The organism is Bacillus cereus group sp. BceL062, assembly GCF_051780025.1.
GTDB lineage: Bacteria > Bacillota > Bacilli > Bacillales > Bacillaceae_G > Bacillus_A > Bacillus_A toyonensis.
Window position 1 is genome coordinate 109,918 of record NZ_JBPWGY010000005.1, and the last position, 19,510, is coordinate 129,427.

Consider the following 19,510-nt stretch of genomic DNA (forward strand, 5'->3'; position numbering starts at 1 on the left):
TCATTTACCCCCTTATATACTTTTTATATAACACTTGTGTTCCGCTATTTTCTTCTCCATCCATAATTAACTCTTCATACAATTCTTTCGCCAAGCTTAAACCTGGTACTGGTAATTGTAATTTTTCAGCCTCATCTAAAGCGATTTTCATATCTTTCATAAAATGCTTTACGTAAAACCCTGGCTCAAAGTCTCCTTTTAACATTCGAGGAGCTAAATTATTTAATGACCAACTACCTGCTGCACCTGTTGAAATACTCTCTAATACTTTATCTGGATTTAGTCCAGCCTTTTTCGCGTAAGCAACAGCTTCACATACTCCAATCATGTTGGATGCAATTGCAATTTGATTGCACATTTTCGTATGTTGTCCACTCCCAGCTGGTCCTTGTAACTGAATATTTGTTCCTAGTTTTTCAAATAACGGTAAACATCTATCATATATGTCTTTCTCTCCACCGACCATAATTGCAAGTCTTGCTTCTTTAGCACCAACATCTCCTCCAGATACTGGGGCATCTAACGTAAATACATTCTTTCTTTTACCAACTTCATTTATACGTTTTGCCAATGTTGGTGTAGATGTCGTAAAATCAATGGCTATCGTGCCTTCATTTGCATTCTCTATAATCCCTTCACTTCCAAAGTACACTTCTTCAACATCATGTGGATATCCAACCATAGTCATTACAACATCTACTTGCTTCACTAACTCTTTCGGTGTATCACACCAATTTGCACCATCTTGTACTAAAGAATCTGTCTTCGCTTTCGTTCTATTATATACATATACTTTATGACCTTCTTGCATTAAATGACGAACCATACTTTTTCCCATTACACCAATACCGATGAAACCTATTGATAAAATTTTGTTTTCCATATTCTCATCCCCTTTGTTCTAATAAATCATTTACCATCTTTCGAAACTCATTATTAAAATCATCATCCATACTATTTTTCACATTTGAAAATAAAATAACAAAAGTCCCTTTTTCTTTATTAAAATTATTGAAAGTGTTCCAACCAGATAGTACACCATGATTATGAAAATAATCTGGGTATATATAAAAACTAAATGCATATTTCCGTTCTTCTGAAGGTGAAAACATCGCTTGCATACTTTGTTCAGAAAGAAGTTTCCCATTTATAATTGCTTCGTCTAATTTCTTCATATCTCCAACTGTCGTATACATCTCGCCGCAACCGTATAACCAATCCATTGACAATTTTTGTGCAGGTTCAAGTACATTATCTTTCTTAACGTACCCTTTAGTAAAATGCTGATCTCCCGGAGCCATATTTCCCATACCAGATTCGTGCATTTCTGCTTTAATAAATATATTTTCTTTTATGTAATCTCCTAACGTTTTTTTTGATATGCTTTCTATAATATAAGCAAGCACCATATAATTATAATCTGTATATCTCCAACCTGCTCCTGGTGGAAACTCTAATTTTTGACTTCCAATCCAATTTACTAAGTTTATACGAGAAGCCGCATTCACTTTTCCTTTGCCGCTTTCCGGTAAACCCGATGTATGCGTTAATAAATGATATAAAGTGATATTTTTATCTGCTGGAAATGAAGGAATATATGTATTTACATTTTCCTGAATGTTTAATTTCCCTTGTTCTTGTAGCTGTAAAATAGATGTAGCAACTACTGTTTTCGTAATAGAACCGATACGATATTTTGTTTGAGGTGTATTTTCTATTTTATTTTGAACATCAGCATATCCATATCCTTTATTCAATATAACACGCTCTTTATCAGTCACCAAAACTGTCCCATTAAATTGCTTTCCTACTAAATATTGATCTAATTTTTGAGATATACTAGCATAATCAATTTGTCTCTCTTCTTTTTCTTCTATATTATCTTGCACTTCTGACCCAATAGCCGGGGCCACATTAGTAGTTAACACTGTTTGTTCCATTACACTGGGAGCATAGAAAGCATAGTATACTCCGCCGCAAACAACAGTACATAGTGAAGCAACTACTATTATTTTTTTTATCATATTGTTCCTCCATAATTACTTCATTACATATGGTCTCCCTACTACTATTATCAGGCAATAAAAAAAAATCGCAACAATTAGTTGCGAAAAATCACATTTTTTCTTTTCTATATATACATACCTGATTTTTCCCATTTTTTTTCGCTTCATATAATGCAATGTCCGCTCGCTGCATTAATTCTTCTCTTGTAATTCCTTTCTCATATAACGCTACTCCAAAACTCGCTGTTAATTTCGAAATTCCAGAGAATTGTTTTGTTTCAATAAAAAAGCGCAATGATTCTGCAACTTGAAATGCTTCTTTTTCTACTGTATTTGTCACTAATATAATAAATTCTTCTCCTCCCCATCTTGCAAATACATTTTGTTGCTCTACTTTAGACTTCATAAGTTCTGCAAGTTGTATTAATGCTAAGTCTCCAAAATCATGACCATATGTGTCATTTACTGTTTTAAAATTATCTATATCAAATAATATAATTGCCATTTTTTCATCGTTACGTATTACATTATCCCACTCTATCTCTAATATTTGTTGGAACTTCAAACGATTATAAATCTCTGTCAATGAATCTATCATGGCAAGTCTTTCTTGTTCTTGATAGATTTCATCTAATTCTGTAATCTCTGTACACTTTACAATAAATCTCGATAAATCTTCTGGTAACGGCGTCGCACGTAATAAAAAAGTTGATACAATTCCTTCATAATTAGACATCTTAATTCTTCTATCATATGATAATGTATCATCTAACCATGTTATATCATGAGTCGTCGAATAATATCCATTTTCTCTAATAAAATGTTCGGCAAACACTAAATGTTGCTCACGATAATCAAACAAATTTTCATATCCAAAAAACTCTAAAAAATTCGTATTACAATCAACAATCTCATCATCTTCTACTATAAATAATAGATCATTGTGAAAATCAAACATCATCTGCAGTAGTTCTTGTTGCAAACTTACTTGCCGCACTAAAGAAAGTTGATACAAACTTTTATTTACTTCTTCTAAAACTACTTGTGGAGTTACTGGTGCTATCACAATATTACGTATTCCTAACGTAAGCACCTCTGTAAACTCATTTGTTATTTGTTGATCCCAAATGACAATGAATGTACTATGTGGATTATACATATTCTTTATATATTTTATTTGAGAAAAATCTGTTACATACATAATTACAATATGCGGTTTAGTCTTATGAAACAATAGTTCTCCTTCTTCAAAACTATTTGCTATAAACATGCATTTGGGATGAATATTTTCAATCGTTTGTTGATGTGTGCATCCATTTTCTATATAAAGGACATTTAACTTAAGATCTTGTAGTACATTTTGGAAAACCGTATTCTCTAATAAAAAATGTAGTATGTTCATCACTAGTCTTCACTCACTTCATATATCTTGTTCTACAGAATTCCTCACAAACGTTTTATAAATAGCTATTCCCAAAAACTTTAATGCGTGAGGGATACATAGCAACAAGCTAATTGAGAATGTAATCTTCGCTTTTTCACTCTATAAATTCCTTTTTTAGTGTATGATTATAGGAATTGTATCGTTTGTATGAATGCCCTAGCTTACTCTTTAAAACTTGACAATTAAAATAAAGATATTATATTCTTAAACTCGACAACTTACAAAATGTAAGTAGAAGATATTACATTTATTTTTAAATAATTTGATATGTAATTTGGAGGATATATAATGACAAACGATAACTTTTTTAACGTTCTATATGAACGCACGTCTACACGTGCATTCAACCCAGACAAAGAAATTTCATCGACAGAATTACATGAAATTTTAAAAGCAGCTGCACAAGCACCTTCTGCTTGGAACCTGCAACACTGGAAATTCCTTGTTTTCCAAGGAGAAGATGTACAAAAACGATTACATCCAATTGCTTATAACCAACAACAAATTCTCGATGCTTCTGCAGTAGTCGCTGTTTTAGGTGATTTAGAAGCTTATAAAAATGTTGCACCCGTTTATGGTCCAATTGTTGAACAAGGCTTTATGAAAGAAGAAGCAAAAGAGCGTTTAGCTAAAAATATTGAATCTGCATATACTCGTGAACAATTCCCAAGAGATGCTGCTTTTTCAAATGCATCTTTAGCAGCAATGCAACTTATGCTTGCAGCTAAAGCAACTGGCTGGGACACTTGCGCTATCGGTGGTTTCAATCCACAAGCACTTACAGAAGAATTCAATGTTTCATCTCGATACGTACCAATTATGCTTATTACAATTGGTGAATCAACTTTAAAAGGCCACCCTGCACCACGAATGAGCGTAGAGCAAGTGAGTGAATGGGCAAAATAGTAAAAACGAAGGTAATTTCATTACCTTCGTTTTTTTATACTCTGTCACACATCCGTAATATTACAATGTGTTATTGGATATCTACAGATAGATAAACAGTACAGTTTATGTTAATTCCATAAATAAATATGACGTTTTGTGTCGAAATTTGTTAAAGTATCGAAATATAACCGTGTATTTTTGTTACAATTATGATACAATGATAACAAATAGATAACAAGAGAGGGATTTTCATTGAGTTCATACGGAAGCTTTATCGCACTTTTAAGTTACATAGTAACTGTACTACTTCTATATTTTATTGGCGATGCTGCAAACATATCAGTGTTACAATTCCCAAAAGAAGAAGCGTTCCAATTAGACACAGAAAAACATACTGCACGATCCATTGCACCATTACTCTTAGCTCTCCCAGTATATATCATTGTTTTATATAAAAGTAAAAAAGTGTAAAGCCTACCTATTTCATTCATTTTGGTGGTCTTTACACTTTTTTGTGATATTTCCCCTATTTTAAACATCATTCCGTACTAAACACCCAGCTAGTCTTTTAAAATGAGAAAATACCCTAGAAAAAATTCCACGCTCTGTCCAGTCACTAACTACCGAACTTACATAGATTATAAGTGTGAAGGGGGTGATGAGGATTATGTTTGGATCATTTGGATGCTGTGATAACTTTAGAGACTGTCATCATCGTGAAAGAGAGTGTGACCATCGCGACCATCGTGAGAAAGAGAGAGAGGTAAAACCACAACAACCAGCTGTATGTAACGTACTTGCTAGCATTTCAGTTGGAACAGAGCTTTCTCTTTTAAGCATTAGAGGTAATGGTACTTTCAACAATGTAATTTTTGAAGGTTTCGCTAACGGTGTTGCTCTTTTCTCTGCTTTAGCTCGTAATAACAAAGACGACAAAGATAACAATAAAGACGATAAGAACAATCAAAATCGAAATACTTTTACTGGTATTTTACGTGTATGCCCAACTGATATCGTTGCAATCGCTATCTAATTCTGTCTCTTATCCTCGATAGTAAGCAAATAAGATTTACTTTTCTCATAGAAAAAACCTGAGACCGATTTCAAATCGACTCAGGTTTTTTTATTGATTATATGCTTTTAACTAATTCAACAACTTCTTCAGCAGTTGACATTGTTAATGCTTTTTCTGCTAATGTTTCCATTTCTGCTTTTGACAACTTGCTTAGTTGTGTTCTTGCAGGAAGGATAGATGTTGCACTCATACTGAACTCATCTAAGCCTAATCCTAATAATAATGGGATGGCAAGTGAATCTCCCGCCATCTCACCACACATACCAGCCCATTTGCCCTCTTTATGAGCAGCATCGATAACCATTTTTACAAGACGTAAAATAGATGGGTTATATGGTTGATATAAGTAAGCTACACGTTCGTTCATACGGTCTGCAGCCATTGTGTATTGGATTAAGTCATTTGTTCCGATAGAGAAGAAATCAACTTCTTTTGCGAATTGATCTGCTAATACTGCTGAAGCTGGAATTTCAACCATCATACCCACTTCAATAGAATCAGAAACAGTTGTACCCGCTTCTACAAGCTTTGCTTTCTCTTCTAATAAAATCGCTTTCGCTTGACGGAACTCATCAAGAGTTGCAATCATTGGGAACATAATTTTTAAGTTACCATATACGCTAGCACGAAGTAATGCACGAAGTTGTGTACGGAACACATCTTGCTCATCAAGACATAAGCGAATTGCACGGTATCCTAAGAATGGGTTCATTTCTTTTGGTAAATGTAAGTATGGAAGCTCTTTATCTCCACCGATGTCAAGTGTACGAACAACAACAGGTTGACCTTCTTTTACACCTTCAAGAACTGCTTTATACGCCTCGAACTGCTCTTCTTCTGTTGGAAGATTGTCACGGCCCATGTATAAGAATTCTGTACGGTATAAACCAACGCCTTCTCCGCCATTATCGATAATACCTTGTACATCATTTGGTGTTCCGATATTAGCAACAAGCTCAACGTGATGTCCATCGCTCGTTACAGTAGCTTGGTCTTTTAATTTTGCCCATATTGCTTTTTGCTCTTCAAATTTCGCTTTCTTTTCTTCAAAAGAACGAAGAGTTTCTTCCGATGGGTTTACAATTACTTCTCCATCTAAACCGTCAATGATTACGATATCGCCATTTTGGATTTTCTCCATAACAACTTTCGTACCAACAACTGCAGGAATTTCCATAGAACGAGCCATAATTGCAGAGTGAGATGTACGTCCACCGATATCAGTCGTGAAACCTTTTGCATACTTACGGTTTAACTGAGCTGTATCAGATGGTGTTAAATCTTCAGCAATAATGATTACTTCTTCAGAAATTGTACCAGGGTTTGAGAAGTTAATTCCTAGTAAATGTGCAAGAACGCGTTTTGTTACGTCACGAATGTCCGCAGCACGTTCTTTCATATATTCGTTATCCATGTTTTCAAACATAGAAATAAACATTGATGCAACTTCATCCATTGCAAATTCAGCATTTACTTTTTCGCTATTTACTTTATCTTTTACCGGGTTTACTAGTTCTGGATCATTTAATACTAATAAATGTGCTTCAAAGATCGCAGCTTTATCAGCACCCAGCTCAGCAAAAGCGTGGTCCTTAATTGCTTCTAATTCAGTTTTTGCTTTCTCAAGCGCAGCGTCTAAGCGTGCAATTTCAGCAGCTTCGTTTGTAATTGATTTCTTTTCAATGTTAAATTCAGGATTCTCAAGTCTGAAAGCCTTTGCAATAGCAATCCCACTTGATGCAGCGATCCCTTGAATATTAAGAGTCATTATTCTCCTAATCCTTCGTTTTTCATAGTTTCTTCGATAGCTGCTAGTGCTTGAGCTGCATCATCACCATTTGCAGTGATTTTAATTTCTGCGTTTTGTTGAATGCCTAAAGACATAACGCCCATGATTGATTTTAAGTTAACGTTTTTTCCGTTATACTCTAAGTTAATGTCAGAACCAAATTTGCTTGCAGTGTTTACAAGTAGAGTTGCTGGACGTGCATGAATTCCTGAGTCGCTAGTTACTTTAAAGATTTTTTCCATGATAATTTATCTCCTTTAAATTACAGTTTTTTTTAGTTGTATAGACGTGAGTACTACATCATCTATTGTATATAATAGGCGATGTTCGGTCAACCACATCGCCTATTATAATTATAAACATTTTGCGTCAAATTCCTACTGAATGTCAATAATAGCGTTTTCGCCCTTCTTAACATTTCCATCTTTTTTCAATTCGACTTGTTGCCCTTGTTGTAAATTTGTAAATACAATTGGCGTAATAATAGATGGTGCATTTTCTTTTACGAATGCAAGATCTACTTTTAATAATGGTTGTCCTTGTTTCACTTTGTCGCCTTGCGCTACAAGTGCCTCAAATCCTTCACCATTTAATTTTACAGTATCAATACCAAAGTGAATTAATATCTCTTTTCCGCCCTCAGATTGAATACCAATCGCATGCTTTGTAGGGAATACATTGACGATCTCACCATTAACTGGAGAAACTACTGTTCCTTCTGTTGGCTCGATTGCAAATCCGTCTCCCATCATTTTTCCTGAGAATACTTGATCAGGTACTTCTGTAATCGGTAAGATTTTCCCTTCAATTGGTGATACGATTGTTTCATTTTCATCAACTTTTTGAGGAGTTTCTTCTACCTTTACAGGCTCTTCTTTTTCAACATGAGGTGTACGACCTGACATAATATCATGAATTTGTGATTTTAATGTGTCAGATTTTGGTCCGAAAATAGCTTGAATGTTATTTCCAACTTCAAGTACACCAGCCGCTCCAAGTTCTTTTAAGCGGTCTTTGTTTACATTCTTTTGTTCGTTAACTTGAACACGTAAACGAGTAATACAAGCATCTAAAGAAGCAATGTTTTCTTTACCACCAAGTGCTACTAATACTTCTCGAGGAAGTTCACCTGCTTCTGTTTTTCCTGCGCCGTCATTCGCATTTGCTACTTCACGACCAGGTGTTTTTAAATTCCATTTACGGATTGCAAAGCGGAATCCGAAGTAGTAAATAACTGCTAGTACAAGACCTACAATAATTACCCACCACCATGCTGTACGGCCTGGTAATACACCGAATAACATAAAGTCGATTAAACCACCAGAGAATGTCATACCAATTTTAACACCTAAAATTTGCATTGTCATAAATGATAGACCAGCAAATACAGCGTGAATTCCGAATAATACTGGTGCTACGAATAAGAATGAAAATTCAAGTGGTTCTGTAATACCTGTTAAGAAAGATGTTAATGCAGCAGAACCTAAAATACCAGCTGCTAATTTTTTATTTTCTGGACGTGCTTCATGGTACATTGCTAAAGCTGCTGCTGGAAGACCGAACATCATGAACGGATACTTACCAGTTGTAAATGTACCTGCTGTTAATTCTACACCATCTTTTAACTGTGCCATAAAGATTTTTTGGTCACCGCGGATTAATTCGCCAGCTGCATTTGTGTACTGACCAAATTCGAACCAGAACGGTGAATAGAAAATGTGATGTAATCCAAATGGAATTAATGAACGTTCAATTAAACCAAAAATAAATGCTGCTAACGTTCTATTCGCATCAATCATTTGATGTGAGAACGTATTTAAGCCACCTTGAATGTATGGCCAAATGAAGCACATGATAATACCTACTACTAAAGAGAATGTTGCAGTTGCGATCGGTACGAAACGCTTACCTGCAAAGAAACCTAGGTATGAAGGTAATTCAATATTGAAGTATTTATTATAGCAATATGCCGCTACTATACCGACGATAATACCACCAAATACTCCTGTTTGTAGCGTTGGAATTCCTAATACATTCGCATATGCTGGATCTGCAAATCCAATTTTCACTGGGTCTGCTCCAGAACTTGTTACTTTTACTAACTTATCTACTTCTAAGAACACACTCATCGTTTTGTTCATAATTAGGTAGCCAACGAATGCTGCTAAACCAGCTACTCCGTCTCCACCTGCTAAACCAATTGCTACCCCAACTGCGAATAATAATGCAAGGTTAGCGAAAATAATATCACCAGATTGTTCCATAATTTTTGCAACCATTACGAACCAATCTGCTTTTAAAGCAGGAATAACATTTGTTAACTGTGGATTTTGAAATGCATTACCAAATCCAAGTAAAATACCTGCTGCCGGTAAAATCGCTACTGGAAGCATTAACGCTTTCCCGACTTTTTGAAGAACACCAAAGATCTTCTTAAACATGGAAACCCTTCCTCTCTTATCTATATTGATACCTTCCGACAAACGCCAAAAAGGCATGAGGAAAAAAAGATAGAACGATAGCTATACAAAGGGTAGTATATCCCTTTCTCTAGCTTACATTCCTGGCTTTTCTCCACTCATGCCTGATCGAATCAGTAACACGTGTCAAAAATAGGTTTACGTATAAGTTCACTATAATTAAGGCAAACGTTTTCGTTACTTACCTTAATGTGTTTGTCGAAATTTGTATAACTTTGCAATAGTTATTATACATAACTATTGTAAGCGATTCAATGATTTTTTTTAACGTTTTCATTTTAGACAAAAATATATGTCTTTTTACACATGCTCCGCTTTCACTAATCGTTGCAAGTGCATTGTTAAATAAATACTTTCAGCTTCATATACAGGCAATTGCAATTCTTTTTGCATGACCTTAACCAGCTTCCAGGCTAAATTATAACAGACGGGATATTCTGCCTTTAATAAATCAGCAAAGCTTTGTGATTCCTCAACTTTTTCTCCCTTTTTCACCCGTTCAATAGCATATTGTAAATGACGAATAAGGCGCAAATAGTGAATACTTTCTTGGTCTAATGTAATTTGTAAGCTTGTTTCAATTAAAGATACAAGTTGTGCAATGAGACGGGAGTTTTGATTAACTGAAGATAAATCTGAATTTGTAAGTGAACTGTAAATATGGAGTGCAATAAAACCAATTTCTCCTTCTGGCAATGTAATTTGCAAACGAGAATTTAAAAGGTCTACAACACCTTCAGCAATTTCGTATTCTTCTGGATACAGCATTTTCGTTTCAACCAGAAAAGGATTATCTATTGTAAGTCCTTGTTTTAACCGCTTAACTGCAAAAGAAATATGATCTGTTAAAGCGATGTGAATATGTTCATTTAATGGCGATTTTGCCTTTTCTTGAATGTAGAACATAATGTCATTCATTAATTCAATTAATTTTTCACTCACATGCGGCACTAACAGTTTGTATTGTTCTCGATCACGTTCATTTTTTAAAACAAACATTTTTTCAATTTGTTCTTGCTCCAATACATCTTTCGCTTTTTTTCCAAATCCAATTCCTTTACCAATCACTACTACTTCCTCGTGTTCAGGATGGCTAGCAATGATGACATTATTATTTAAAACTTTTTTAATTTCTAGATAATTACTCATATAACACCACCCTCGTACTTAAATAGCCTGCTTTTATGTTACAGAATATTCTTCTTTGTCGTCAATGTAAAACATCTACCATTTAATAAAAATTCATTTTTTAGACATGTTTGTATATGATGCGTATAATGTAAGGGCAACTGTACATAGAAAGGAGATTGCAACATGATTAAAATGTTTGTAAGTGATATTGATGGAACAATGATGCAACACGGAGGTTTTATCGACGAACAAGATATTATCGCTTTGCGCAGCTTAGCTGAACAAAATGTAATTCTTTGTTTCGCTTCTGGAAGACTTGATAATGAAATTGCAGACTTAATGAGAGCGGTTAATACAAATTTCCATCGCATTAGTGTAAATGGTGTTTTTGTATATACACATGAAAATAAGAAGCTATTATCTGCAACTTTCGATTCCAGCATTCTTCCAGATTTGTTAGCTATGACAAATGAAGACCCTTATTTCCGTTATGTAAGTGATGAACATAACTACTACATTGAAGAAAAAACACCGTTTATTCATGAACTTGAACAACAAGTAACGATGACTTCTGTTGAAGAACCTAATCTATTACAGAAAATTGATGATACAATTTTTCCAAATAAAATTTCTGTCGGTGGAACGAAGGAAAGCTTACAACTCCTTCAGAAAAAAATTGATGAAAAATTTCATGGGAAAGTTAGCACCTTCATTTCAGCAGAACAATGTTTAGATGTAATGCCACCTAATATTAGTAAAGGTTCTGCTATTTCTATTTTATTAAAAGAATTTCAAATACAACCAGAGGAAATTGCTTGCATAGGGGATTCTTATAATGATATTCCAATGTTCTCTTTAACTCCTCACAGTTTTGCTATGTCTCAAGCAGATGACGCAGTAAAAGAGCACGCTCACTATGTAGTAAATACGGTTAAAGATGCTGTTAACCACGTAATTACTCATAATAAAAATACGACTCACTCCTTATAAGGATGAGTCGTATTTTTATTTCTTTACATGTTAAACACTTTAAAATTTACTGTACTTTACAAACTGAAATATATTATTTGTTACGTGCGATGTTTGTAATAAATTTATAACGATCCCCACGATAAATACATTTCACATACTCTAACGGTATCTCACCTTCTGAATATGACCATTGGCGCATTACAAGCACAGGCGCCTTTTTAGGAATATGCAGATGTTCAGCTTCATTATCCGTTGCAATGGAAGCTTCAATTGATTGAGTAGCGCTAACAAGCTTAAAGCCCAGTTTTTTCTCTAAATGTTCATATAAAGATTGTTGCAATATTTCTTCGTTAATATCTTTTACAAGAGCTGGCGACAAATATGTCGTCTCAAAAGCAATCGGTTCATCATCAGCTAAGCGAATACGCCTCACTTCATAAACCGACTCCCCCTCCTGTATTCTCAACCGGTCTGCTATTTTCGCAGTAGCTGGAACTAGGCGGAAACTAAGTAATTGACTACTTGGGTTCATCCCGCGAGAAATCATATCTTCTGTGAATCCCGTCATTCCTTGCAATTTTTGTTCCACTTTCGGAAGTTGGACAAACGTTCCAATTCCACGTTTCCGATATAAATAGCCTTGTTCCACTAAATTATTAATCGCCTGTCTGATTGTCATACGACTCACTTCGAACTTATCACAAAGTTCATTCTCAGATGGGATTTTGTCTCCCGGCTTCCATTCGCCGTCCTCAATTAGCTGTTTCACCCACTCTTGAATCTGATAATAGATCGGAAATGGTGAATACTTGTCGATGTTCATCAGCAATCGCCTCACTGCATAAAGATAGAGCTTCTTGATCAGCGATTACGGTTACATTCGGATGACGTTGTAAAACTGTAGCAGGACACGCTTCACTATATTCACCTTGCAATAACTCTTTAAGTGCTTCTGCCTTTTTAGGCCCCATAGCAACAAGTAGAATTTGTTTTGCTTTCATAATGCTTCCAATTCCCATTGTAATCGCATGAGTTGGCACATCTTCTTCTTTTTCGAAGAAACGAAGGTTTGCTTGGCGTGTAGATTCTGTTAATTCAACAATGTTAGTTGGAGAATTAAATGCTGTTCCTGGCTCGTTAAATCCGATGTGACCGTTTTCACCGATTCCAAGAATCTGTAGGTCAACTGGGTTAGCAACTAGAATGCTCTCGTAACGTGTGCACTCTTCCTCTAAATCACTTGCCATCCCGTTTGGTACATAAGTTTGTTTAAATGGAAGATAATCAAACAACTGTTCTTGCATGAAATAGTGATAGCTGTTTTTATCTTCGTGTGGTAAATTTACGTACTCATCTAAGTTTACAGTGGTTGCATGACTTGTATCAAGTTTATTTTTTCGCATTTCTGCATAAATACCTAATGGGGAGCTTCCTGTAGCCATTCCTAATGTTGGATTTTCTTTTGATTTTACAACTTCTTCAATTAATTTATAACCTGCTTCTGCTAATTCTTCTGGAGTTTTTACAACAAGAATATTCATTTAATTACTTCCCTTCCTTCATATGAATTCCTAAACGAACGGTATCATATACATGTAAATTTTCAGTCATCACAACAAAGTCTGCATCTTTCCCTACCGCTAACGCACCTTTATTATTTAATCCAAACTCTTCTGCCTGGTTAACTGATGTCATACGTACTGCGTCTTCGATTGAACATCCTGTAAATTCAATTGCATTTCGGAAAGCTTGATCCATTTTTAGAATACTACCAGCTAACGTTCCATCTTCTAATCGAGCACTACCATCTTTTACATGTACTGGCTGTCCGCCAAGTTCATATAATCCATCTTCAAGACCTTTTGCTCGCATTGCGTCAGTAATGACACTTACTTTTTTCGGTCCTTTTAATTTATATGCTAATTTCACCATATCAGGGTGAATATGAATGCCATCTGTAATTACTTCAACCATTACATCTGGATTTAATAACACATGACCAACAACTCCTGGTTCACGGTGATGTAATCCACGCATTTGATTGTACAAATGTGTTGCATGTGTAATGTTTCTATTTTTTAGTTGCGCATCAATTGCATCTGTATGCCCCATTGTGCCAACAACACCAGTTTCAGCAAGATACTGTTCAAACTCTAATGCTCCTTCTTCCTCTGGTGCATATGTTACTAACTTAATTAAATTACCGCTTGCTTCCTGCCATTGTTTAAACTGTTCAATATTCGCAGGAACGATATGTTCTAGTGGTTGTGCACCTGCACGTTTTTTTGAAACATACGGTCCTTCTAAATGAATATATTCGAAATGTGCTCCTTTTTCTTTCGCTTCCTTTGCAGCACTTAGTGCCGCTTCTATCGCTTCTGGAGCTTGTGTCATTGTTGTCGGGAAGTAAGTTGTAACCCCTTCTTTTAACATTTCTTTACCTAGAGTTACTAATCCATCGCTATTTGCATCCATCGCATCAATATCGTATCCACCATGAATATGAACATCAATCATACCTGGAATTACAATCTTCCCTGTAGCATCAATAACAGTTTCATCTTCTTGTGGTACATATTGAGCCATCAAACCAATTTCTTTAATTGTTTCTGCGTAACGAATAAATCCGTTTTCCACTACTTCTTGACCTGTGTAAATTTTGGCATTGATGACAATTTGCGTTTTCATTTTCATCGACCCTTTCCCATGAACTTTCCTACTTGTTCTTATTACCTTATTCGCCTAATTCCATCTTAATATACGCACGAGTAGTTGTCTATACATTCTAATGAAATTTCCATTTTGTTTAACGAAACATATATTATAATTACGTCTCTCGTAATTATAATATATGTTATTCATTTTTTCCAAAAAGGGACGGTCTCCATCTCTAATGTATGAATTACTTCAATAATGGCATTAATCCACTAGACCCTATCATAATATGTTCCCCATCTGTATTCACTTCTACAGTGCGTTTATTTGTTCCATATATCATTATACCGTACCGTTTCAATCTCCTTACTACACTTTGGTGAGGATGGCCATACGGATTGCTACTCCCATACGAAAGAATAGCGAACTGTGGTTCTACTTTTTTTATAAACGTTTCACTTGTTGAAGTATATGAGCCATGATGCCCAACTTTTAATATATCTGCATGTACATCAAATTGCTTTAATATCTCATGTTCCGTCCGTACATCAGCATCGCCCATCAATAAAAAGTCAGCCTTTCCATATCGAACCTTTAAAACAATTGAGGATTCATTATTTTCATCTTTCGATTTCCCATTGTTTAATACCTGTATAGAAACATGTGGATCTAGCGGTATATATTGTCCTTCCTTTACCGAAACAAAAGGTATTCCCCTTTTCTTAATATTATTTCGATACGTATGATATGTAAAAGAGCTATATGTTTTTCCACTATCTAGTATAAGTGAGACCGGGATTTGCTCTACAATCGGAATTAGTCCACCAATATGATCCATATCAGGATGCGTACTGACAATAACATCTAAATGGTTTATCCCTTTTTCGATTAGTTTTTGAATAATAACCTCTCCTGCTTCATAAGGTCCTCCATCAATTAACATTGTTTGTCCATTTGGCAATACAATAAGTGTTGCATCACCTTGTCCAACTTTTAAAAAGTTCACTTGCATTTTACTAAGATATTGCCGCTGCATATGTAAAGGAGACGTAGCATGAATAGACATCATATATCTTTTAGCCGAGGTACTATTTAAAGAAAAACATAATAAAACAGAAATTAACAACAAAATACTTCGTATACCCTTCATAACTCGTCTCCTTTTTTTCACTTAGTATGGCACGGGATATAATTGATATACAAAAAAAGCTTAGCAAAATGCTAAGCTTTTATTTTGATATTTCTTGTAAAGAACCGAAGAATAAATCTGCTTCATTCATTTGTTCACTCTCTTCAGAAAGTAGCGGTAAATCATCTAATGTTTTCAATCCAAATGTGTCCAAAAATTCTTTTGTCGTTCCATATAAAATAGGACGCCCCGGACCTTCTGCTCGGCCAGTTTCTTTTATAAGTAAGTGTGAAACTAACGTTTGTAGTGCCTTGTCCGTTTTTACCCCTCGAATCTCTTCCATTTCTGTCCTTGTAATCGGTTGACGATATGCAACGATCGCTAGCGTTTCAAGAGCAGCTTGAGAGAGTGAGGCAGCTGTTGGGATATCTATTAATTTCTGATAGTACGAAGCATGTTCTTTCTTTGTAGCAAAGCGATATACTTTTGCATATTGTACAATTTGCAAACCGCGATGTGCACCTTCATATTCTTTTTGCATTTCTTCTAAAATATCTATTACTTCATTCACTTCAATTTCAAGAACTTTCGCTATTTGTTCTGGATAAATCCCTTCATCACCAGAAACAAACAAAAGCCCTTCAATGATTGATTTTTGTTCTTTTCTATCCATTGCCCGAGCTCCTTCCTCCTATTTTCTCATTAAAATTACACATCAAAAAACCGAATCACAATCAATGCGTTCGGTTCAATATTTCTTTTCTTGTTCCAAACGATTCATTAAAACGTAACATGAGATAAACTGTTTCTCTATCCCATTTCCCATACAAGCTCTATGCGGATTTATTAGAACTCGATACAAAAATTTCATCAAAATTATGTTCTTGTTCTATGCTAATTTGTTGTTTTTTCATAAGCTCAAGAACCGCTAAAAATGTTACAACCATTATTTCACGTTCTTCATCAGCAAACAAATCATAAAAACTTTGACGGCCACCTTTTATTTCTAACTGTTTTAGAATATCAGCCATTCGTTGTTCAATTGGTATTTCTTGACGAGTAACTCGTGCTGTTACAGGTTTCTTTGCTTTTTTACGGCGCATTAATTTTTGAAATGCCGCTAGCATATCATATAACGTAACATCAAGAGGTAAGCTTGTCTCCTCTTCTTGTTGCAACGATGTAAAATCAATTGGCGGACGTGTATATAGCTGTGCTCTTTCTTGTTCTCTTTCTTTTAACTCAGTAGCAACTTGCTTATATTTCTTATATTCAATTAACCTCTCCATCAATTCTTGACGAGGGTCATCTATAAAGTCATCACCATTATCAAGTACATCTTCTTCATGTTTCGGCAACAACATTTTACTTTTAATTTGCAATAACGTTGCAGCCATTACTAAATACTCACTTGCAACATCTAATTGTAGTTCTTTCATCGTATGGACATAAGACAAATATTGTTCTGTAATATCCGCTACAGGAATATTATATATATCAATTTCATAACGATGTATTAAATGTAACAATAGATCTAAAGGCCCTTCAAAAGCCTCTACTTTAAAATTATACTGCACAAAGCATCCCACCACATTTTTTCTATAACAACATAAGTATAGAGCATACTCATGTTCTATCCAACCTTTTTAAGAAATTTAATTAAAAATAGACCTATGCCTATGTCATCATGCCCACAGCTTCATATGATAACAGTGTAGTAAGAACAATGTAGGAGGTCAAAAAACTATGGGTCACGTTGATTGCGGTTTTAGCGGTGGGTTCGCATTACTTGTTGTACTGTTTATTTTACTAATTATTGTAGGGGCAGCTTGCTTCTGCTAACATGAACAATAAACGACTAGGGAAAATCTCCTAGTCGTTTATTGTTCATATTTCTATGATACACTTGTATTTATAACCGTTAGATAGGGGCGAAAAATATGTATCCTACCGAATACATACAATTTTTAATTCATTTTCACGGAGACTATGACTATTTTGAATGTCACGAAATATTGGAAGAGTATTGGAAAACCAAACCGAGAGGAAATCGTGATGATTACTTAGTCGGTCTCATTCAAGTGGCAGTTTCTTTATACCACCAAAGACGCACTAACTGGAATGGCGCCACAAAGATGATGAAAAGTGCAATCACAATTTTAGAAAAAAACAGTGCACTTTTACAACGTTTAGGAATCAATCAAGCGCAACTTCTACCCTTACTCAATGAAAGAGTGCAATCTATACAAAAAAAAGAAAGTTTTGTACCGTTATTTTTACCATTATCGGACACATCATTGGAAAAGAAATGTATGCAGTTATGTCAGAAACAAAACCTTCCGTGGAAAGATATGAACGCTACTCCTAGTGAATATATCCTACACAAGCACACATTACGTGATCGAACAGAAGTCATCACTGAACGCAAAGAACAATTACAAAAAAGAAAGCAGAGATAATAAACTACTTATCCCTGCTTTCATGAATGTATATTTTGTTCAAGCCCTTTACACTTTTCGCAAAAACTTGCTGTTTGCTCATTTCCGCAAATTGTAAACTCAAGAAATTTGCTCTTTAACTCTTGAACCATCATCGTCCCAATTCCCATATGACGATGAGACGGGTTCACACTCAAATGCTGAATTTCTAATACTTGATTCTCTTTTTTTACAATCCCCATTATTCCAACAAAATCTTCATTTTGCTTCCACAAATACAATTGCCAATCCTCTTTCGCTTCATACTCTTTCATTGTCAATTGTAATGTTTTCACATCTTTTTCAGTTGGCATAAACGAAAGAAGCCCCATTGCAATTTTTTCATAACTTTTTTTAAAACGAATTAACATAACCCTTATCCCTTCTTACAAAAGTTACAAACTATGAATCCCCTCAATCACTCTTTTCATATCACATTCATTTTACAATATTTTCAACAGAGTGAGAAGAGCCTAAAACAACTTGATAATCATACAAAGCGAAAAGAAGAAAGTCAAATATATGTTTCAGTACTATTTCTTTCTAAGTAGATTTTAAAAAAACAATGCTATATGATAGTTAAAAGTAACATCCGCTACTCATTACCGCTTCATTATTAGTCACCATAGAGCAACTTAATTCTAGCAAAATTAATATAATAAAAAATGTTTATTGAAACATATAATCTAGTGTATTCTATGTAATTTGTTAAAAGTTTGTTCTCATAAGTCATATATTTTAGCAACAATTACAGTACAGTTTGTATCATGTACTGTAAAGAAAATACTCATTCCTATTTAAAAAATAAAAAAGAGAGCAAAAGCTCCCTTTTTCCATAACTTACTCTTCCCAAACTTTAACTTCTTTCATTACATCGCCTTGACGCATGTTTAATACTGTTTCAATACCGCTTGTCGCTTTACCAAATACAGTATGTACGCCATCTAAATGCGGTTGTGGCTCATGAACAACAAAGAATTGGCTGCCACCTGTGTTACGGCCAGCATGTGCCATAGAAAGTGATCCTACAAGGTGTCTATGAGGATTTCCATCAGTCTCACATGGGATAGAGTAACCTGGGCCACCTGCACCTGTTCCTGTTGGGTCTCCACCTTGGCTTACGAAGCCAGGAATAACGCGGTGGAATGTCACACCATCATAAAATCCTTGCTCTGCTAATTTTTTAAAGTTTTCTACTGTTTTCGGTGCTTCTTCTGGGAAAAATTCCAATTCGATTTTTTCACCATTTTCCATTAATATGTATCCTAAAGTTTTCATATGTATATGTCTCCTTTCAAGTATCTCAGCACTATATTACCACATTCATGACTAGAAACAAAAAGAATCCGACAATCTACATACTTCTTTTTCGAAATGTGGACAAAGCTAGGTGACAAATAAGAAATATATACTATAATAACTGTGTTGCCCGAAAATTTTAGAAAGAGAAAGGGAGCGATTTTT

At 34.9% G+C, this 19,510-nt stretch carries 21 protein-coding genes; 6 read left to right on the forward strand and 15 right to left on the reverse strand.

What is annotated here, in order from left to right:
• Positions 1-4 precede the first annotated feature (4 nt).
• The 3 genes from ACS2MN_RS13785 to ACS2MN_RS13795 all read right to left on the reverse strand — a co-directional run bounded on the left by ACS2MN_RS13785 (position 5) and on the right by ACS2MN_RS13795 (position 3,408).
• Positions 5-883, reverse strand: a complete 879-nt coding sequence (locus tag ACS2MN_RS13785) for an NAD(P)-dependent oxidoreductase (RefSeq protein WP_000428222.1) — start codon at positions 881-883, stop codon at positions 5-7.
• A 4-nt stretch (positions 884-887) separates the two neighbouring features.
• On the reverse strand, positions 888-2,024 hold the full coding sequence (locus ACS2MN_RS13790) for a serine hydrolase domain-containing protein (RefSeq protein WP_000591852.1): 1,137 nt from the start codon (positions 2,022-2,024) through the stop codon (positions 888-890).
• 91 nt (positions 2,025-2,115) lie between these two features.
• The gene (locus ACS2MN_RS13795) at positions 2,116-3,408 is read right to left on the reverse strand and encodes a GGDEF domain-containing protein (protein ID WP_142285940.1); all 1,293 of its coding nucleotides are present in this window, start codon (positions 3,406-3,408) and stop codon (positions 2,116-2,118) included.
• Between the two features lie 330 nt (positions 3,409-3,738).
• On the opposite strand from ACS2MN_RS13795, the gene ACS2MN_RS13800 reads away from it, so the two are divergent.
• The 3 genes from ACS2MN_RS13800 to ACS2MN_RS13810 all read left to right on the forward strand — a co-directional run bounded on the left by ACS2MN_RS13800 (position 3,739) and on the right by ACS2MN_RS13810 (position 5,371).
• The gene (locus ACS2MN_RS13800) at positions 3,739-4,356 is read left to right on the forward strand and encodes a nitroreductase family protein (RefSeq protein ID WP_000180373.1); all 618 of its coding nucleotides are present in this window, start codon (positions 3,739-3,741) and stop codon (positions 4,354-4,356) included.
• A gap of 234 nt (positions 4,357-4,590) precedes the next feature.
• Entirely contained in the window at positions 4,591-4,809 is a 219-nt protein-coding gene (locus ACS2MN_RS13805; RefSeq protein ID WP_088055227.1) for a hypothetical protein, read from the forward strand.
• Positions 4,810-5,005: 196 nt separating this feature from the next.
• Entirely contained in the window at positions 5,006-5,371 is a 366-nt protein-coding gene (locus ACS2MN_RS13810; RefSeq protein ID WP_000468033.1) for a DUF3915 domain-containing protein, read from the forward strand.
• Between the two features lie 97 nt (positions 5,372-5,468).
• Here ACS2MN_RS13810 and ptsP read toward each other — a convergent pair whose 3' ends face one another.
• From ptsP to glcT, 4 genes are all read right to left on the reverse strand, one after another.
• On the reverse strand, positions 5,469-7,181 hold the full coding sequence (ptsP, locus tag ACS2MN_RS13815) for a phosphoenolpyruvate--protein phosphotransferase (RefSeq protein WP_000174209.1): 1,713 nt from the start codon (positions 7,179-7,181) through the stop codon (positions 5,469-5,471).
• Positions 7,181-7,444, reverse strand: a complete 264-nt coding sequence (gene ptsH, locus ACS2MN_RS13820) for a phosphocarrier protein HPr (RefSeq protein WP_000411080.1) — start codon at positions 7,442-7,444, stop codon at positions 7,181-7,183. Before ptsH ends, ptsP begins: the two co-directional genes overlap by 1 nt.
• A 135-nt stretch (positions 7,445-7,579) precedes the next feature.
• Positions 7,580-9,643, reverse strand: a complete 2,064-nt coding sequence (gene ptsG, locus ACS2MN_RS13825; protein ID WP_000473187.1) for a PTS glucose transporter subunit IIABC — start codon at positions 9,641-9,643, stop codon at positions 7,580-7,582.
• Positions 9,644-9,982: 339 nt separating this feature from the next.
• The gene (gene glcT / locus ACS2MN_RS13830; RefSeq protein ID WP_000073868.1) at positions 9,983-10,831 is read right to left on the reverse strand and encodes a glucose PTS transporter transcription antiterminator GlcT; all 849 of its coding nucleotides are present in this window, start codon (positions 10,829-10,831) and stop codon (positions 9,983-9,985) included.
• A 165-nt stretch (positions 10,832-10,996) separates the two neighbouring features.
• On the opposite strand from glcT, the gene ACS2MN_RS13835 reads away from it, so the two are divergent.
• Positions 10,997-11,803: an HAD family hydrolase gene (locus ACS2MN_RS13835; protein ID WP_438894709.1), complete on the forward strand. Its 807-nt coding sequence runs from the start codon at positions 10,997-10,999 to the stop codon at positions 11,801-11,803.
• 73 nt (positions 11,804-11,876) lie between these two features.
• Here ACS2MN_RS13835 and phnF read toward each other — a convergent pair whose 3' ends face one another.
• The 6 genes from phnF to scpA form a co-directional block, all read right to left on the reverse strand.
• Complete coding sequence (phnF, locus tag ACS2MN_RS13840) at positions 11,877-12,608, reverse strand: phosphonate metabolism transcriptional regulator PhnF (RefSeq protein ID WP_073990542.1); 732 nt, start codon at positions 12,606-12,608, stop codon at positions 11,877-11,879.
• On the reverse strand, positions 12,538-13,326 hold the full coding sequence (gene nagB / locus ACS2MN_RS13845; protein WP_098709232.1) for a glucosamine-6-phosphate deaminase: 789 nt from the start codon (positions 13,324-13,326) through the stop codon (positions 12,538-12,540). Before nagB ends, phnF begins: the two co-directional genes overlap by 71 nt.
• A gap of 4 nt (positions 13,327-13,330) precedes the next feature.
• Positions 13,331-14,473, reverse strand: a complete 1,143-nt coding sequence (gene nagA / locus ACS2MN_RS13850; protein ID WP_098709244.1) for an N-acetylglucosamine-6-phosphate deacetylase — start codon at positions 14,471-14,473, stop codon at positions 13,331-13,333.
• A 214-nt stretch (positions 14,474-14,687) separates the two neighbouring features.
• Complete coding sequence (locus ACS2MN_RS13855) at positions 14,688-15,590, reverse strand: ComEC/Rec2 family competence protein (RefSeq protein ID WP_438894710.1); 903 nt, start codon at positions 15,588-15,590, stop codon at positions 14,688-14,690.
• A gap of 79 nt (positions 15,591-15,669) precedes the next feature.
• Complete coding sequence (gene scpB, locus ACS2MN_RS13860) at positions 15,670-16,242, reverse strand: segregation/condensation protein ScpB (protein WP_000375175.1); 573 nt, start codon at positions 16,240-16,242, stop codon at positions 15,670-15,672.
• Between the two features lie 160 nt (positions 16,243-16,402).
• Positions 16,403-17,146, reverse strand: coding sequence for a segregation/condensation protein A (scpA, locus tag ACS2MN_RS13865; RefSeq protein WP_001199749.1), 744 nt, complete (start codon positions 17,144-17,146; stop codon positions 16,403-16,405).
• Between the two features lie 169 nt (positions 17,147-17,315).
• Between scpA and ACS2MN_RS13870 the strand changes: the two genes are divergently transcribed.
• Both ACS2MN_RS13870 and ACS2MN_RS13875 read left to right on the forward strand, forming a co-directional pair.
• Complete coding sequence (locus ACS2MN_RS13870; RefSeq protein WP_000510194.1) at positions 17,316-17,411, forward strand: YjcZ family sporulation protein; 96 nt, start codon at positions 17,316-17,318, stop codon at positions 17,409-17,411.
• A 98-nt stretch (positions 17,412-17,509) separates the two neighbouring features.
• A complete protein-coding gene (locus ACS2MN_RS13875) occupies positions 17,510-18,028 on the forward strand; it encodes a DUF309 domain-containing protein (protein ID WP_000283583.1) in 519 nt (172 codons plus the stop codon).
• 20 nt (positions 18,029-18,048) lie between these two features.
• Here the strand turns inward: ACS2MN_RS13875 and ribT are convergent, their stop codons facing one another.
• Complete coding sequence (ribT, locus tag ACS2MN_RS13880; RefSeq protein WP_000908405.1) at positions 18,049-18,417, reverse strand: GNAT family N-acetyltransferase RibT; 369 nt, start codon at positions 18,415-18,417, stop codon at positions 18,049-18,051.
• 469 nt (positions 18,418-18,886) lie between these two features.
• Positions 18,887-19,324 (reverse strand): peptidylprolyl isomerase, encoded by a 438-nt coding sequence (locus tag ACS2MN_RS13885; RefSeq protein ID WP_000853789.1) that lies wholly within the window; start codon positions 19,322-19,324, stop codon positions 18,887-18,889.
• Positions 19,325-19,510 lie beyond the last annotated feature (186 nt).

What these genes read in the sequence shown, in the direction of transcription:
- ACS2MN_RS13800 (WP_000180373.1), top strand. Translation starts at nt 3,739, where the DNA reads ATGACAAACGATAACTTTTTTAACGTTCTATATGAACGCACGTCTACA.
- nagA (WP_098709244.1), bottom strand. Translation starts at nt 14,473, where the DNA reads ATGAAAACGCAAATTGTCATCAATGCCAAAATTTACACAGGTCAAGAA.
- ACS2MN_RS13790 (WP_000591852.1), bottom strand. Translation starts at nt 2,024, where the DNA reads ATGATAAAAAAAATAATAGTAGTTGCTTCACTATGTACTGTTGTTTGC.
- ACS2MN_RS13875 (WP_000283583.1), top strand. Translation starts at nt 17,510, where the DNA reads ATGTATCCTACCGAATACATACAATTTTTAATTCATTTTCACGGAGAC.
- ptsG (WP_000473187.1), bottom strand. Translation starts at nt 9,643, where the DNA reads ATGTTTAAGAAGATCTTTGGTGTTCTTCAAAAAGTCGGGAAAGCGTTA.
- ptsP (WP_000174209.1), bottom strand. Translation starts at nt 7,181, where the DNA reads ATGACTCTTAATATTCAAGGGATCGCTGCATCAAGTGGGATTGCTATT.
- glcT (WP_000073868.1), bottom strand. Translation starts at nt 10,831, where the DNA reads ATGAGTAATTATCTAGAAATTAAAAAAGTTTTAAATAATAATGTCATC.
- ACS2MN_RS13785 (WP_000428222.1), bottom strand. Translation starts at nt 883, where the DNA reads ATGGAAAACAAAATTTTATCAATAGGTTTCATCGGTATTGGTGTAATG.
- ACS2MN_RS13885 (WP_000853789.1), bottom strand. Translation starts at nt 19,324, where the DNA reads ATGAAAACTTTAGGATACATATTAATGGAAAATGGTGAAAAAATCGAA.
- ptsH (WP_000411080.1), bottom strand. Translation starts at nt 7,444, where the DNA reads ATGGAAAAAATCTTTAAAGTAACTAGCGACTCAGGAATTCATGCACGT.
- ACS2MN_RS13810 (WP_000468033.1), top strand. Translation starts at nt 5,006, where the DNA reads ATGTTTGGATCATTTGGATGCTGTGATAACTTTAGAGACTGTCATCAT.
- nagB (WP_098709232.1), bottom strand. Translation starts at nt 13,326, where the DNA reads ATGAATATTCTTGTTGTAAAAACTCCAGAAGAATTAGCAGAAGCAGGT.
- phnF (WP_073990542.1), bottom strand. Translation starts at nt 12,608, where the DNA reads ATGAACATCGACAAGTATTCACCATTTCCGATCTATTATCAGATTCAA.
- ACS2MN_RS13835 (WP_438894709.1), top strand. Translation starts at nt 10,997, where the DNA reads ATGATTAAAATGTTTGTAAGTGATATTGATGGAACAATGATGCAACAC.
- ACS2MN_RS13795 (WP_142285940.1), bottom strand. Translation starts at nt 3,408, where the DNA reads ATGAACATACTACATTTTTTATTAGAGAATACGGTTTTCCAAAATGTA.
- ribT (WP_000908405.1), bottom strand. Translation starts at nt 18,417, where the DNA reads ATGTTAATTCGTTTTAAAAAAAGTTATGAAAAAATTGCAATGGGGCTT.
- ACS2MN_RS13870 (WP_000510194.1), top strand. Translation starts at nt 17,316, where the DNA reads ATGGGTCACGTTGATTGCGGTTTTAGCGGTGGGTTCGCATTACTTGTT.
- scpB (WP_000375175.1), bottom strand. Translation starts at nt 16,242, where the DNA reads ATGGATAGAAAAGAACAAAAATCAATCATTGAAGGGCTTTTGTTTGTT.
- ACS2MN_RS13855 (WP_438894710.1), bottom strand. Translation starts at nt 15,590, where the DNA reads ATGAAGGGTATACGAAGTATTTTGTTGTTAATTTCTGTTTTATTATGT.